Origin of the sequence: Burkholderia sp. BCC1638 (assembly GCF_902833195.1) — a bacterium.
Lineage (GTDB): Bacteria > Pseudomonadota > Gammaproteobacteria > Burkholderiales > Burkholderiaceae > Burkholderia > Burkholderia diffusa.
In genome coordinates, this window is sequence record NZ_CADFEC010000002.1 from 251,328 (window position 1) to 266,241 (window position 14,914).

15 protein-coding genes are annotated in these 14,914 nt (G+C 69.2%); 4 read left to right on the forward strand and 11 right to left on the reverse strand.

What is annotated here, in order from left to right; genetic code table 11:
• Positions 1-136 precede the first annotated feature (136 nt).
• From HWX22_RS02985 to flgB, 10 genes are all read right to left on the reverse strand, one after another.
• Positions 137-892 (reverse strand): flagellar brake protein, encoded by a 756-nt coding sequence (locus HWX22_RS02985; RefSeq protein ID WP_059535097.1) that lies wholly within the window; start codon positions 890-892, stop codon positions 137-139.
• Between the two features lie 237 nt (positions 893-1,129).
• A complete protein-coding gene (gene flgJ, locus HWX22_RS02990; protein ID WP_059535095.1) occupies positions 1,130-2,128 on the reverse strand; it encodes a flagellar assembly peptidoglycan hydrolase FlgJ in 999 nt (332 codons plus the stop codon).
• Positions 2,129-3,325 carry a flagellar basal body P-ring protein FlgI gene (locus HWX22_RS02995; protein ID WP_244135182.1) on the reverse strand — a complete coding sequence of 399 codons (1,197 nt, stop codon included), beginning with the start codon at positions 3,323-3,325 and terminating at the stop codon, positions 2,129-2,131.
• Between the two features lie 5 nt (positions 3,326-3,330).
• The gene (gene flgH, locus HWX22_RS03000) at positions 3,331-4,020 is read right to left on the reverse strand and encodes a flagellar basal body L-ring protein FlgH (RefSeq protein ID WP_175910536.1); all 690 of its coding nucleotides are present in this window, start codon (positions 4,018-4,020) and stop codon (positions 3,331-3,333) included.
• A 21-nt stretch (positions 4,021-4,041) separates the two neighbouring features.
• Positions 4,042-4,830: a flagellar basal-body rod protein FlgG gene (gene flgG / locus HWX22_RS03005; protein WP_014895799.1), complete on the reverse strand. Its 789-nt coding sequence runs from the start codon at positions 4,828-4,830 to the stop codon at positions 4,042-4,044.
• Between the two features lie 35 nt (positions 4,831-4,865).
• On the reverse strand, positions 4,866-5,624 hold the full coding sequence (flgF, locus tag HWX22_RS03010; RefSeq protein WP_175915017.1) for a flagellar basal-body rod protein FlgF: 759 nt from the start codon (positions 5,622-5,624) through the stop codon (positions 4,866-4,868).
• Positions 5,625-5,644: 20 nt separating this feature from the next.
• The gene (gene flgE, locus HWX22_RS03015; RefSeq protein WP_059819911.1) at positions 5,645-6,886 is read right to left on the reverse strand and encodes a flagellar hook protein FlgE; all 1,242 of its coding nucleotides are present in this window, start codon (positions 6,884-6,886) and stop codon (positions 5,645-5,647) included.
• Positions 6,887-6,914: 28 nt separating this feature from the next.
• Positions 6,915-7,661: a flagellar hook assembly protein FlgD gene (locus HWX22_RS03020; protein ID WP_059535087.1), complete on the reverse strand. Its 747-nt coding sequence runs from the start codon at positions 7,659-7,661 to the stop codon at positions 6,915-6,917.
• Positions 7,662-7,728: 67 nt separating this feature from the next.
• Complete coding sequence (flgC, locus tag HWX22_RS03025) at positions 7,729-8,154, reverse strand: flagellar basal body rod protein FlgC (protein ID WP_059535085.1); 426 nt, start codon at positions 8,152-8,154, stop codon at positions 7,729-7,731.
• Between the two features lie 35 nt (positions 8,155-8,189).
• Positions 8,190-8,678 (reverse strand): flagellar basal body rod protein FlgB, encoded by a 489-nt coding sequence (flgB, locus tag HWX22_RS03030; RefSeq protein ID WP_059448497.1) that lies wholly within the window; start codon positions 8,676-8,678, stop codon positions 8,190-8,192.
• Between the two features lie 206 nt (positions 8,679-8,884).
• On the opposite strand from flgB, the gene flgA reads away from it, so the two are divergent.
• From flgA to HWX22_RS03050, 4 genes are all read left to right on the forward strand, one after another.
• Positions 8,885-10,126 (forward strand): flagellar basal body P-ring formation chaperone FlgA, encoded by a 1,242-nt coding sequence (flgA, locus tag HWX22_RS03035; protein WP_175915018.1) that lies wholly within the window; start codon positions 8,885-8,887, stop codon positions 10,124-10,126.
• Positions 10,127-10,244: 118 nt separating this feature from the next.
• Positions 10,245-10,577, forward strand: coding sequence for a flagellar biosynthesis anti-sigma factor FlgM (gene flgM, locus HWX22_RS03040; RefSeq protein WP_059448495.1), 333 nt, complete (start codon positions 10,245-10,247; stop codon positions 10,575-10,577).
• An 85-nt stretch (positions 10,578-10,662) separates the two neighbouring features.
• The gene (locus HWX22_RS03045; RefSeq protein WP_006762551.1) at positions 10,663-11,103 is read left to right on the forward strand and encodes a flagellar protein FlgN; all 441 of its coding nucleotides are present in this window, start codon (positions 10,663-10,665) and stop codon (positions 11,101-11,103) included.
• Positions 11,104-11,276: 173 nt separating this feature from the next.
• Positions 11,277-12,623, forward strand: coding sequence for an SGNH/GDSL hydrolase family protein (locus tag HWX22_RS03050; RefSeq protein WP_175915019.1), 1,347 nt, complete (start codon positions 11,277-11,279; stop codon positions 12,621-12,623).
• A gap of 83 nt (positions 12,624-12,706) precedes the next feature.
• Here the strand turns inward: HWX22_RS03050 and HWX22_RS03055 are convergent, their stop codons facing one another.
• Positions 12,707-14,557: a M24 family metallopeptidase gene (locus HWX22_RS03055; protein ID WP_175915020.1), complete on the reverse strand. Its 1,851-nt coding sequence runs from the start codon at positions 14,555-14,557 to the stop codon at positions 12,707-12,709.
• Positions 14,558-14,914: the final 357 nt, after the last annotated feature.

Consider the following 14,914-nt stretch of genomic DNA (forward strand, 5'->3'; position numbering starts at 1 on the left):
ACGGCCGCGGATCGGAAAAATTGAGGGAAAAATGCGCGTGCGACGCGCGCGTGCGCGTCGTCTGTCGAGCCGCCGGGCGGACGCCGCCGGCGCCGGTGCGAAAGCGGCCCCGGGCGGGGCCGCGAGAGGGATTACGTCAGGCCCGCGCGAGCGAGCGGCGCTTCATCTCGAGCTGCGTGATCAGGCGCTGCAGCGTGTTCTCCGCGCTGCCCGGCAGCGACATGAAGCGAAAACCGAGCTGGAAGCGCCGCGAACCGTTCGGCATCTGCGTCGAACGCTGCGACACGAGCCGCAGGTCGAGCGACAGCTTGCCGTGGCCGGTCAGCTCGAGCTCGACCTCCGGCAGCAGCGTGCCGACCTCGAGCGCCTCGACGCGCTCGTCGGCCGTGCGCAGCCCGACGCCGCCCAGCGACAGGTTATGCACCTCGAACACGAAGCTCTCGCCGTCCGGCAGCTTGCCGCGGCACAGGAACGGATCGACGATCGGCGCATCGACGCGGAAATACTCGCGGCGCTGGATGCACATCAGCACGTCGGGAAAATCGGCGACGAACGCGGGCAGCCCCTCGTAGCGCGTCTCGCGCGGCGTGCTCGTGGTGAATTCGACGCGCACGCCTTCGGGCGCCGCCGCGAACGTGCAATGCGACGCGCCGAGGATGCCGGCGTTCTGCTCGGACAGCGCGCCCCAGTCGAACGTGAACGTGCGCGCGCCGACGTCGACCTCGAGCAGGCGCGTGACGAGCTGGCCGCCCGGGTACTGGACGGTCAGGAAGTCGCCGCGGTTCACGAGGTTGCGCAGCTGCACGCCGATCTCCAGCGGATTGCGGCGGGCGTAATCGGGCCCGGAATGGCCCGCATCCAGGCTCGGATCGGTCGACGTTTCGATATTCATGGCTAGCCGGTTTTCTTTTTCATGGGCGCCCGGGCGACCGGTGCGCAGTAAAACCGGGCCAGAACAAGGGCCCGGTTGCAGGTCTCACACACTTAGCGGCAGTGCTCACCGAAAGTTTAGATCGAATTGGCGGTTTTTTTCGCGCAAACGTTGAAACCGCGCGCGGCGGGGTGCCGGGCGCGGTCCGTAAGACTGCAAGCATGGGCGGCAGGCGGGGCCGTTGCGGCCCCTGCCCCGTCAGCCGATCTGCTGCATGATCGAGATCAGCTTCTTCGCGTAGTTCGGGTCGGTCGCATAGCCGGCCTTCTGCAGCCCGTGCGCGAAGCCCTCGACGCTGCGGCTCGCGCTCAGCACGCCCGCGTAGCGCGGGTTGTTCTTCAGCAGGTTCGCATAATCGGTCATCGCGTGCTCGTACGAATCGTACGCGCGGAACTTCGCGACGACGCGGCGCGGCGCGCCGTTCACGTATTCGGTCGTCAGCGCCGACACCGTGCGGCCCGTCCAGCCCTTGTTCGCCTTGATGCCGAACACGTTGTAGCTCGTCGAGCCGTCGCTCGCGCGGATCTCGCGCTTGCCCCAGCCCGATTCGAGCGCGGCCTGGCCCACGATGAAGCGCGCCGGGATGCCGGTGGTCGCGCTCGCCGCCTGCGCCGGGGCGGCGAGCCGGTCGACGAACGCGTCGGCGTCCTGGGCGCCGCTCGCGCCCTTCAGCGGCGGCGTCAGCGCGCTGCCGGCCGTGTAGCCGCGCGCGCCGGCGAGCCCGCCGTTGTTCGCCGCGTTCGCGTAGGCCCGCGCCATCGCGTTCATCGCGGCGAGGCTGCCTTCGTTGCCCGACGTGCCCGAGCCGGCCGCACCCAGGCCCACCGCGCCGAGCCCGGCCGCGCCGGCGTCGGCCGCCGTGTCGCCGCCCGTGCCTTGCCCCGCGTTGCGCAGCAGCTGCTTCATCAGCGCGTCGGCCACGCCGATCCCGCGCTTCGACATCTGCTGCGCGAGCTGCTGGTCGAGCATTGACGTGTACATCTTCGACGTGTGCGAATCGAGCAGCCCGCCGTCGGGCGACGCGTCGCGCATGCTCTTGAGCATCATCTGCGTGAACATCGCGTCGAACTGGCCCGCGACCGCCTTCGCGCCGGCCTGCGGCGACTGCTTCGCCTGCGCGCGCAGCGCGTCGAAGCCCTGCACGTCGAGGGCGAAGCGCTGCGTCAGGTCGTTTGCGTTCGGGAGAGTAGCTGCCATTTAGATGATCTCCAGATCGGCGCGCAGCGCGCCGGCCGCCTTCATCGCCTGCAGGATCGACATCAGGTCCGCGGGCGTCGCGCCGAGCGTGTTCAGCGCCTTCACGACGTCGGCGAGGTTCGCGCCGGCCGTCACCATCTTCAGCGCGCCGCTGTCCTGCTTCAGCTGGATCTGCGATTGCTGCGCGACCACCGTCTGCCCGTTCGAGAACGGCCCCGGCTGCGACACCACGGGCTGCGTGTTGACGACCACCGACAGGTTGCCGTGCGCGACCGCGCAGCTTTGCAGCGTGACCATCTGATTCATCACGATCGAGCCGGTGCGCGCGTTCAGGATCACCTTCGCGGCGGCCTTGTCCGGGCTCACGTCGAGGTTCTGCAGGCGCGCCATGAACGCGACCTGCTGCGCGGAATCCGCCGGCGCGGCGAGCTGGATCGTGCGGCCGTCGAGCGCCGTCGCGGTGCCCGGGCCGAAGCTCGAATTGACCGCGGACACGATCCGCTGCGCGGTGCCGTAGTCCATGTCGTTCAGCTGCAGCTGCAGCACGCCGTTCATCTGCGCGATCGCGTTCGGCACTGAGCGCTCGACGATCGCGCCGCCGACGATCCGGCCGGCCGCGAGCTGGTTCACCTGCACGCGGCTGCCGTTCGCGCTCGCCCCCGCGCCGCCGACCGCCATGTTGCCCTGCGCGAGCGCGTACACCTGGCCGTCCGCGCCCTTCAGCGGCGTGAGCAGCAGCGTGCCGCCGCGCAGGCTCTTCGCGTTGCCGAGCGACGAGACCGTCACGTCGAGCGCCTCGCCCGGCCGCGCGAACGGCGGCAGCGTCGCGGTGACCATCACGGCCGCGACGTTCTTCAGCTGCATGTTGTTCAGCGACGACGTGCCGCCGTTCGCCGAGCCGTTGTTGATCGAGATGCCGAGGTTCGCGAGCATGTTCGCGAGCGTCTGCGTCGTGAACGGCGTCTGCATCGTCTGGTCGCCCGTGCCGTCGAGACCGACGACGAGGCCATAGCCGATCAGCGGGTTGTCGCGCACGCCCTGGATCTGCGCGAGGTCCTTCAGGCGCTCCGCGTGCGCGGGCGCCGCGCCGAGCGCGCATGCGGCCAGCACGAACGCGGCGGCGAGCCGCGCGACGGCGGGCACGCGCGACATACGGGACGCGCGCGACGAGAAGCGGTGGAAAAGAGGCTGCTGCATCGTCGTCACCACGGTGCGATGTTGAGGAAGAAGCGCTGCAGCCAGCCCATCGTCTCGGCTTCGTTGATGTAGCCCTTCGCCGAGTATTCGATCCGCGCGTCGGCCACCTGCGTCGAGTAGACCGAGTTCGCGCCCGAGATCGTGTTCGGGTTGACGACCCCGGAGAAGCGCACGAACTCGTTGCCCTGGTTGATCAGCATCTGCTTCTCGCCGCTGACGACGAGATTGCCGTTCGGCAGCACGTTGGTGACGGTCACCGTGATCGTGCCGTTGAACGTGTTCGCCGCGCTGGCGCCGCCGGTCGCCGCGAACTTGTTGTTGCCGGCCGCCGACAGATTCGCCTTCGCGAACAGCCCGCCGAGGAAGGCGGCCGTCGGCACGCTGAAGCTGGTGTCGCCCGCGCGGTTGGTGTTCGCGCCCGACGACTTGGTCGCGTTGATGTTCTCCGCGATCACGATCGTCAGGATGTCGCCGACGTTGCGCGGCCGCTGATCCTCGAACAGCGGCCGGCCGGCGTAGCCCGGGTTGTAGATCGAGCCGGGCGCCTGCATCGCCATCGGCGCCGGCGGCTGCGCCGTCATCGGCTGCTGGATGATCGGGTCGCGCGGAATCTGCGCGCAACCGGCGAGCGCGGCCACCGCGACCGCGCACGCGGCGCGGACGGAGGCTGACGGGAGGAGGCGAACCTGCTTCATGGCGACGACGGGACTTTCCGGTTAGCTCTTCATCTGCGTGACGGTCTGCAGCATCTGGTCGGACGTCGTCACGGCCTTGCTGTTGATCTCGTACGCGCGCTGCGTCTGAATCATGTTGACGAGCTCCTGCACGACGTTCACGTTCGACGCCTCGACATAGCCCTGGTTGAGCACGCCTGCGCCGTTCAGGCCCGGCTGCGACACGTTCGGCGCACCCGACGACGTGGTCTCGGCGAACAGGTTCTCGCCCTTCGCCTCGAGGCCGGCCGGGTTGATGAAGGTCGCGATCTGCAGCGAGCCGATCTGCACCGCGTTGCTCGAGCCCGGCTGCGTGACCGACACGACGCCGTCCTTGCCGATCGTCAGCGACTGCGCGTTCTGCGGCACGGTGATCGCCGGCAGGATCTGGTAGCCGCTCGACGTGACGAGCTGGCCCTGCGCGTTGGTCTGGAACGAGCCGTCGCGCGTGTATGCGTTCGTGCCGTCCGGCATCAGCACCTGGAAGAAGCCCGCGCCGTTGATCGCGACGTCCTTCGAGTTGCCGGTCTGCGTGAGGCCGCCCTGCGTGTACAGGCGCTCGGTCGCGACCTGCTGCACGCCGGTGCCGAGCTGCAGGCCCGACGGCAGTTCAGTCTGCTGCGTCGAGTTCGCGCCCGGCTGGCGGATGGTCTGGTACAGCAGATCCTCGAACACCGCGCGCGACGCCTTGAAGCCGTTGGTGCTGGTGTTCGCGAGGTTGTTCGAGATCACGTCCATCTGCGCCTGCTGCGCATTCATGCCGGTGGCGGCGATGTAGAGCGATCGGTTCATGTTGAATCTTCTCCTGGTAGCGAGGGCCGTGCCGCTCAGCTGAAGTTGAGCAGCTGGTTCGCCGACTGCTCGTTCTGGTCGGCCGTCTGGATCAGCTTCGACTGCAGCTGGAACGCCCGTGCGTTGTCGATCATCGCGACCATCGCGGTCACCGGATTCACGTTGCTGCCTTCGAGCGAATTCGGCGTGACGACCACGTTCGGGTCGGTGTCGGCCGGATTGCCGTCGGCGGTGCGGAACAGCCCGTCGTTGCCGCGCGTGAGCGTGGCGGGGTCCGGGTTCACGAGCTTCATCTGGTCGACGATCGCGACCGCCGTCGGCGGATCGCCCGGCATCAGCGCCGACACCGTGCCGTCCTTGCCGATCGTCACTTCCGCGTTCGGCGGCACCGAGATCGGGCCGCCGTTGCCGATCACCGGCAGGTTGCTCGCGTTGACGAGCTGGCCGTTTTCATCGACGTGCAGGTTGCCGGCACGCGTGTAGGCCTCGCTGCCGTCGGCGGTCTGCACCGACAGCCAGCCGGCGCCCTGCACGGCGACGTCGAGCGGGTTGCCGGTGCGCGTGATCGGGCCCGGTGCGTAATCCGCGCCGGGCGTCGATGCGAGCACGTAGGTGCGCGTCGTCGTCGGGTCGATGTTGCTGCCGTCGCCGAAGTTCATCGGCACCGCGCGATAGGTCGCGAGCTGCGCGCGAAAGCCCGTCGTCGACGCGTTCGCGAGGTTGTTCGCGACGATCGCCTGCTGGTCGAGCGACTGCGACGCGCCCGTCATCGCCGTGTAGATCAGTCGGTCCATGGCTGCCGGTTATCCGCGCATTACAGGTTGATGAGCGTCTGGTCGACGGTCTGCTGCGTCTTGATCGTCTGCGCGTTCGCCTGGTAGTTGCGCTGCGCGGTGATCAGGTTGACGAGCTGCGACGTGAGATCGACGTTCGAGTTCTCGAGCGCGCTGCCCTGCAGCGAACCGTGGTTCGTGCTGCCCGGCGACGAAATCTGCGGCACGCCCGACGCGGACGATTCGGCGTACTGGTTGCCGCCGAGGTTGACGAGCCCGTTCGGGTTGTTGAAGTTCGCGAGCACGATCTGGCCGAGCACCGACGTCTGGCCGTTCGAGTAGTTGCCGGTCAGCTTGCCGTCGGCGCCGATCGAGAAGGTCGTCAGCGTGCCGCTCGCATAGCCGTCCTGCGCGAGGTTGTTCACGCCGTCCTTGCCGCCGTACTGCGTGGTGCCGGTCAGGTCGAGCGTGAGCTGCTGCGGCGTCGCCGAGCCGTCGGTGTTCGGAACGGTGAACTGGAACTGGCCGAGCGATGCGGTCGGCGCGGCCGGCGTGCCCGTCGTCGTGCTCTGGATCGCGCCCGACGAGTTGAACGTGACCGTGCCGAGGTCCGTCGTGGCGCCGCCCTGCACGCCCGCGTAGGCTTCCCACGTGCCGGCCGCCGACTTCACGAAATACATGTTGACCGCCTGCGAGCCGCCGAGCGAGTCGTACACCTGGATCGACGTCGAGTAGTTGTACGTCGTGGTGTCGGTCGCGCTGAACGGCGTCTTGGTCGGCACCGTGTCCTGCGAGTTCAGGTTGAACTGGCCGGTGATCTTGGTCGTCGCGGTCGGCGCGATGTTGCTGGTCGGCGCCTGCAGCGGCACGGTCTGCGCGGTGTTGATCACGCCGCCCGTGTTGGCCGCGTAACCCATCAGGTTACGGCCTTGCGAGTCGACGATGAAGCCGTTCTTGTCGCGCTGGAACGTGCCGTCGCGCGAGTACGTCGTCACGCCGTTGTTCGACATCTGGAAGAAGCCGTTGCCGTTGATCGCGACGTCGAGCGACGAGTTCGTCGTGTTGATCGTGCCCTGGCCGAACTGCTGCTGCACCGAGGCGAGCGTCGTACCGATCCCGATTTGCGTGTTGACCGACGTCGCGACCGAGTTCGCGTACATGTCGGAGAACTGCGCGGTGCTCGACTTGAAGCCGACCGTGTTCGCGTTCGCGATGTTGTTGCCGATCACGTCGAGCGCGTTCGATGCGCCGGCGAGGCCGCTCAGACCCTGTTGATAACCCATTTCGGTCTCCGTTTTCGAGAAATCTGGATCAGTTGGTGGTGGTCGTGCCGCCGGACGACGACGACGCGGTGTTCGGGAAGATCGACGCGACCTGGGTCAAGCCCACCGTCGTGCCGTTCGACAGCACGAGCCCCGCCGTGCCGTCGGCCTGCTTGATCACGCTCTGCACCTGCGCGGCCGCGAGCACGGTCGGCGCATACGTCTTGCCGTCCGAGCCCGTGTACTGCGCGCTCACGGTGTACTTGCCGTCCGGCAGCGCGTTGCCGGCCGCATCGGTCGGCGTCCAGTTGAACGGCACCGTGCCGGCCGACTGCTTGCCTGCGTTGATCGTGTTGACGACGACGCCCGAGCTGTTCTTCACGGTGATCGTCAGGTTCGACACGTCGTTCGCGAGCGACACGCCGAACGGCGACGCCGCGCCACTCTTCACCGCGACGCCGTTGCCCGGCGCGAGCACGTTCGTGCCGATCAGCAGCGCGGCCTGCGTCTGCTGGCCGGCCGCGAGCTGCGTCGACAGCGACGTGAGCGACGTGTTCAGCTGCGCGATGCCGCTCACCGTGTTGATCTGCGCGAGCTGCGACGTCATCTGCGAGCTGTCGACCGGGCTCGTCGGATCCTGGTTCTGCAGCTGCGTGACGAGCAGCTTCAGGAACGTCGCCTGCAGGTCGCTCGCCGACGTGCCGTTCGTCGACACGTTGTTGGTGTTCATCGTGTCGGTCGGCAGGGTCGACACGTTGGTGCCGTTGCTGCCGATCGTCGTGCTGGTGGAAGTCATCCTGGGTGGCCTTGTGTCGGAACTGTCGGGTCTGGGTCTCGGTGGGGAAGGACGCCCGGCGCGCGGCTTACGTGCCGATCGTCAGCGTCTTGAGCATCAGCGTCTTCGCGGTGTTCAGCGTCTCGACGTTGGCCTGGTACGAGCGCGACGCCGAGATCATGTTCACCATCTCCTGCACCGGATCGACGTTCGGCATCTGCACATAGCCGTTCGCGTCGGCGGCCGGGTTCGCCGGGTCGTAGGTCGACTTCATCGGCGACGGATCGTCGACCACCCTGGTCACGCGCACGCCGCCGACGCCCTGGCCGGACGCGGTGCGCGCGCCGCCGATCGGGTCGGTCGCGAACACGACCTGCTTGGCCTTGTACGGCTTGCCGTCGGGGCCGGTCGCGCTGTCGGCGTTCGCGAGGTTCGACGCGGTGACGTTCAGGCGCTGCGATTGCGCGGACAGCGCCGAACCGGCGACGCCGAAGATGTTCATCAACGAGGGCATGGGGGCTCCTTGTTCGGGACGGAAGCGGCGCGCGCTTACGAGTTCGTCGAGATCGCGGCGATCATCGCCTTGATCTGCTGGGTCATCACGGTCATCCCGGTTTCGTAGTGCAGCGCGTTGTTCGCGAACTGCACGCGCTCGACGTCGAGATCGACCGTGTTGCCGTCGAGCGACGGCTGCAGCGGCATCCGGTACTGCGCGCGACCGTAGTCGTCGGCCGGGCCGCCCGTCGGAATCAGCTTCGCGGTGCCGGCCATGTGGCCGGGCGCCGTCGACACCATCGTCATCCCGCTCGTCACACCGGCCGGCTGCGCCATCGGCAGCTGCGCGGCGTTGCTCGGCGCGAGGCCGCCGCCGGTCTGCTTCAGCGAGCGCGCGAGAGTCGACGCGAAGTCGACGTCGCGGGCCTGGTAGCCGGGCGTGTCGGCGTTCGCGATGTTCGACGACAGCAGCTCCTGCCGATAGGCGCGCACGTCGAGCGCCTGTCGGCCGAACGCGAATTCGGCATCGAGTTTGTCCAGCATGTGTGCGTCTCTCCGTATGAAGCGCTGCACGCCCCCTTGCGCCGGATGGCGACCCAAGGGGCTTTTTTCCATGACAGCGATGGTAGGCGTCGGGCGCAACCGGCAATCGGACGAATAACGCGGCAAAGGCCCCCTCTATTCATCGTTTGCGCGACGGCCGGGCTCCCTAGAATGCGAATCGGATCAACGGCTTCGAGGACACGGCGATGACAGGCGCACTTCGCGGAAACGACGGACGCGGCACGCGCATGGCGCGGGCGTTCGCGCTCGCCGCGGCGCTGTGGCTCGCGGTGCCGCTTGCGCATGCGGACGACGGGATGATCGTGATTCCCGGACGCGGCGAGACGGCCGAAACCGCGCTCGCGCATGCGAACGCGGCGAGCGGCGGGCAGTTCGGCGGAAATGCGGGCACGGCTTCGGGTACGGGCATGGCGATGGCGGGCGGTGCCGTTGGCGCGGGTGGTGGCGCCGGCGTAACCGGCGCGGCCTCGGCCGGCTCTGCGGCGCTGCCGGCTGGCTCGATGATCGTGACGAGCGTCCCGCCGCCGGCCGCCGTGCCGGCACCCGCGCCGCGCCCCGTCTACGCCGCCGCGCGCACGAACGCCGGCGATGGCGCACGGCGCGTCGCCGATCCGGGTGCCGTCGCGACCGTCGTCGCCGGTACGGCCGAGCCCGCATCGAATTCCGCGAATTCCGCGCGACCGGCCATCGCCGCGCGCATGGCCGCGGCCCGGGCCGCTTCGGCCGCGCCGGCGCCGCGCGCGCCGGCCGCTGCCGCCAACCCGGCCCAGGCCACCGCCGCGTCTCAGCCGGCCACGCCGGCCGGCCAGCAGGACCCCGACACGATCCGGCGCACGGCCCTCGCGTTCCTGCAGCAGCAGGTCGCGGGCCTGCCGGGCAAGACCACCGCGACGGTCGCGACCGCATTTCCGCGCGGGCTCGCCGCGTGCACGACGCTCGAGCCGTTCCTGCCGACCGGCGCGCGCCTGTGGGGCCGCACGACGGTCGGCGTGCGCTGCGCCGGCGAGCGGCCGTGGACCGTCTATCTGCAGGCGAAGGTCGCCGTGCAGGCCACTTATTACGTCGCCGCGCGGCAGATCACGCCGGGCGAGCCGCTCACCGCGGCCGACCTCGTCGCGCGCGACGGCGACCTGACGGTGCTGCCGCTGGCGGTGATCACCGATCCCGCGCAGGCGGTCGGCGCGACCGCGCTGGCCCGGATCTCGGCCGGACTGCCGCTGCGCCAGGACATGCTGAAGAGCGCCGCGTCGGTGTCGGCCGGCCAGACGGTGCGGGTCGTCGCGGCCGGGCCCGGCTTCACGATCTCGGCCGACGGCAGCGCGCTCGCGAATGCGGCGCCGGGCCAGTCGGTGCGGGTCAGGATGGCGGCGGGCCAGATCGTCACGGCGATCGTCAAGGACGCCGGGACCGTGGAAATTCCGCTATAGGGACGGATCGCGCCGCAAGATTGCAAAGAATTGTTTATTCGGAGAATGTCGGGCTCACGATGCTAAAGTTCGGGCCGACCCGGCCGTTATCTGGGTCATACCGTACAGGAAACCCATCGTGAAGATCGATTCCACTCCGAACCCGAGCCCACTCGCGTCGACCGGCAACGGCGCGACCCGCGCGCAATCCGGCGCGGCTTCGTCGTCGTCCGCGCAGGCGGCCGACGCAGGATCGACCGGCGGCGACACGACCGTGAACCTGTCGGGTCTGTCCGGCCAGCTGCGTTCGCTGTCGGCCTCCGGCAGCGCCGACATCGACACGGCCCTCGTCCAGTCGATCAAGGACGCGCTGAACAACGGCACGTTGACGATCGACGTGAACAAGATCGCCGACGGCGTACTGAATACCGCCCGCGACCTGCTGCAACAGCAGCGCTCGCAGGGCAACTGAGCCGGCCCGGGGCCCGTCACGCCCGGACCGGTCCCCTGGTTTGCCGGCATGCGGAAACGCGTGCCGGCGCGACGAGCATGACGCGATGAGAGAAGAGCTGCTGGCCACGGTCAACGACGAACACGCGACGGTCGAAGCGTTCGCGTCCCTGCTCGCTTACGAGGAAAAGGCACTGACGACGCCGGAGCCGCTCGACATGCTGCCCGGCATCGTCGAGAAGAAAAGCGCGTTGATCGACCGGCTCGCGCAGCTCGAGCGCACGCGCGACACGCAGTTGTCCGCGCTCGGCTTTCCGGCCGGCAAGAAAGGGATGGACCAGGCCGCCGAGCGCGATGCCCGCCTCGCCGGCCGCTGGCAACTGCTGCTGCAGGCCGCCGAACGCGCGCGCCAGGCCAATGCGACCAACGGGATGCTGATCCGGATCCGGATGGACTACAACGAGCGCGCGCTCGCGGTGCTGCGCTCGGCGCCCGCGCCGGCCGGCGTCTATGGCCCGGACGGGCGCGTGTCGGCGCTGATGCGTTGATGCCCTGCGGCGGCCTGCGTCCCGTTCCGCCCTCAACACGCCTCGCCGCTTCACCCGCTTCACCCTGAATTCCGCTTCGACAGACCGGGCTCCAGTCCGGCACATGCGTCCCCCCGATACGCGGCAGCGCAGCCGCGCTGCCTGATCCGAAAACAACCGATCGGAGGGCATCGATGCATCATCATTCCCGTCTTGAATCCGCGCGCCGCGCGGCCGCCATCGCCACGCTCGGCGCCACGCTGGCGTGCACCGCGTCGCTCGCGCCGGCCGCCCCGGCCCCGCTGCCGACGCCGACCGGCGACATGACGCTGTCGCCGGCCGGCCCGCTCGCTGCGCCGGCGTCGGCACCGCCGGGCGCAGCGCAGCGCGCCGCGTCGCGCGGCAGCGACACCTACACCTACCTGCGCTGCTGGTACCGGATCAGCGACGATCCGCTCAAGCCCGAGGCGACCTACGAATGGGCGCGCGATCCGGCGGGCGGCGACTGGTATCGGGTTCCCGGGTACTGGTGGGCGGACGGCATCACGCAGTGGAAAAACATGTTCTACAGCACGACGGCGCAGGAGACGCTCGCCGACGTCTGCCGCAAGACGCTCGCCGCGCGCGGCATCCGCGCGAACCTGACGCAGGCGGTCGCGGCGAACAACGCGCTGTCGTTCAACTACACGGTCTGGACCATCGACGCCGCGCAGCAGGACGCGCGGGTCAACAAGCTGATCGTGTTCGGCGACAGCCTGTCCGACACCCAGAACATGTTCAACGCGAGCCAGTGGAAGCTGCCGAACGGCACGAGCTGGCACGCCGGACGCTTCAGCAACGGGCCGGTGTGGGCCGAATACGTCGCGAACGCGCTGCGGCTGCCGTTCTACAACTGGGCGATCGGCGGAGCGGCAACCGACCAGCACCTCGTCGTGCCGGGCCTCGTGCAGCAGATCGACTCCTGGCGCGAATACATGGATCGCGCGCCGGACTACCGGCCCGCCAATACGCTGTTCGCGGTGTTCGCGGGCGGCAACGATCTCGTGAACTACGGCCGCACGCCCGAGCAGGCGGCGAACGCGGTGCGGGACAGTCTCGAGCGGCTCGCCGCGGCCGGCGCGACGCGCATCCTGCTCGTCACGCTGCCGGACGTGTCGCGCGCGCCGGTGTTCGCGACGCGCACCGACGCCGCCAGCGTCGCCGCGCAGGTCAGCGACTACAACAGACGGCTCGCCGACGCCGCCGCCGCCGTGCGCGCCCGCTACGGCGCGACGCTGCGTCTAGAGGTGTTCGACGCGTACGCGCCGTTCGACGATCTGCTGAGCCACCCCGCGCAATACGGCTTCGACGATGCAAAGCGGTCGTGCCTCGACATCCCGAAGCCGTCGTCGTTCACCTACCTGGCCGCGCAGACGCCGCGCACGGACTGCCGCGACCCGGCGCGCTTCGTGTTCTGGGACACGTTGCACCCGACGACGCGCACGCACGCGTGGCTCGCCGAGCGAATCACGCCGTTCGTGCGGGCGCGGTTGCTGGATTGAAATGGATCCGGGTCCAGCGCCGGTGATCCGTCATCGATGACCGGCGGACAGCGGGCGGCCGACGCCGCCCGCGCCGGCACCGCTTACAGCAACGGGCAGGCCGTCACCTGCGTGCCGCGTTCCACGCAAAGCCGTTCGTAGTCGCGCAGGTACGCGCGCTCGTCGTCGTTCAGCAATTCGACGTCGATCAGGTCCCAGTCGTAGCCGACCGTGACGATGTTCTCGAACGCCACGGTGTCCGACGCGTCGTCGTCCGCGCGCACGATCACGATGTTCTCGATCCGCACGCCGCCCTTGCCCGGCACGTAGATGCCCGGCTCGACCGAAATCACCGCGTTCGGCACCAGCCCGTACGTCGCGCCCGGCGCGAACCGCACGCCGCCCTCGTGCACGTGGATCCCGACGCCGTGCCCGGTACCGTGGCCGAAATCGTAGCCGTGGTCGCGGCACACCTGGCGCACCGTCGCATCGACGTCGCCGCCCGTCGCGGTCTTCGGGAAGCGCGTGACGAGCCCCTTGATGCACGCCTTCAGCGCGACCGTGTAGATCTCGCGCTGCCACGGCTGCGCGACCGTCTCCGGCCGCGTGCGACGCAGCACGACGCGCGTGCAGTCCGTCGCGAAACCGGCGTCGTAGTACGCGCCGCTGTCGAGCAGCACGAGCTCGCCTTCGGTCAGCTCGACGTCGGCGCTCGCCGCCGTGTAGTGCGCGAACGCGCTGTTCGCGCCGTTCGCCGCGATCGACGGGAACGTCAGTGCGACCGCCGAACGGGCGCCGTACGCGTCGTTGATCGTGCGGGCCAGGTCGTATTCGGTATGGCGCCGCCCCGGTTCGCCGGCCTTCGCCCAGCGCATCGTTTCGGCGATTGCCGCCGAACTACGCGCGAACGCGTCGCGGAACCGGTCGAGCACCGCCGGCGTCTTGCCGGCCCGCAGCGCCTCCACCGGGTTGAAATCGGCGTGGCGCGCGTGCGGCCACACGCGGCGCACCGACTCGACGAGCGCGCAGTTGACCGATTCGAAGCCGTAGCACACGTGGTCGACCGCGAATTGCGCGAGGAAGCGCTCGAGTTCCGCGAAGTCGCGCCGGATCACGTGCAGCGCCGGATACGACGCCAGTTCGACCGGGCAGCGGTCGCAGCCTTCCGGCAGAAACAGCGCGACCTGCTCGCCGACCGCGAACAGGAAGCCCAGGTGCGACGACGCATTCGGGATGTGATAGCCGCGGCTGTTCAGCAGGTACGCGAGATCGTCGGACGCGCACGTGAAGAACGCGGTCTTGCCGGGCGCCGCGCCGGTGTGCGCGGCGAGCCGCCGGTTCAGCGCGTCGAGGTTCTGCGCGACGCTCGCGCCGGTCATCGCATCCGGCAGCTCGAAGATCGGCCGCTCGACCACCCAGCCCGGTAGCGCGATCGCGCAGTCGATCTCGCGCTCGACGAGGCTCGTCCAGTCGAGCGACGCCGCCAGCGTGCGCTCGACCAGCCGGTCGCGCTGCGCGACGCTGATCCGCAGCGCGTCGTAGCCGACCCGCGCGAGCCGGCTCGCGTGCGCGAGCAGCCAGTCGGCCAGCGCCTGCCAGATCGTCACGTTCATCCCGAGCTTTTCGATGCGCACGCGCGCCGGGTCGCACTGCTGTTCGGCCTGCAGGTGATAGCGGCCGTCGACGAACAGCACGAACGGCGGCACGCCAAGCGCCTGCGCGGTCGCCGCGCTCAGGAAGATCCCGCAGCCGGCCGAGCCGTCGAAGCCCGACAGCGCGTAGCGCGGGTTGTTGCTGCGCGGCAGGTATTCGGTGATGTACTCGTCCTGCGACGTGACCACGACCGCGTCGAGCCGGGCGGCGTCGAGCAGTCGCGACAGACCGGCCTGCGTGTCGGCGACGGACGCGTCGTACGAGGGAAGGCCGGAGAAGCTGTATTTCAGTCGATCGATCATCGGATACCCGCTATTGATTGTTGTCGTCCGCCGGCGGCGTCATGTGCCGGCGCGTGCCTGGCGCGCCGCGTCGCCCGTGCGGGGACGACGCGCGGCCCGGCGGGCAGCCCCGCCGCGGCGCCGTTCCATCGACGGATTTTCGGGGAAATTTTTGTCTCACTTAACTTTGTTTGATGCGAGCGACAGAATCTAGAGCACGCTGAAAACGAGGTCAAGCCAAAATTTTCGTAGGGCTAAAATTACCGGCACCGCGCGCGACGGCGGCGCGGCCCCACGCGGCCCTGCCTGACGCGAGGCGGCCGGGCGCCGGCGTGCGCGGTACAATGCGCCGGCATCGTCGTCCCGACGGCCGTGCTT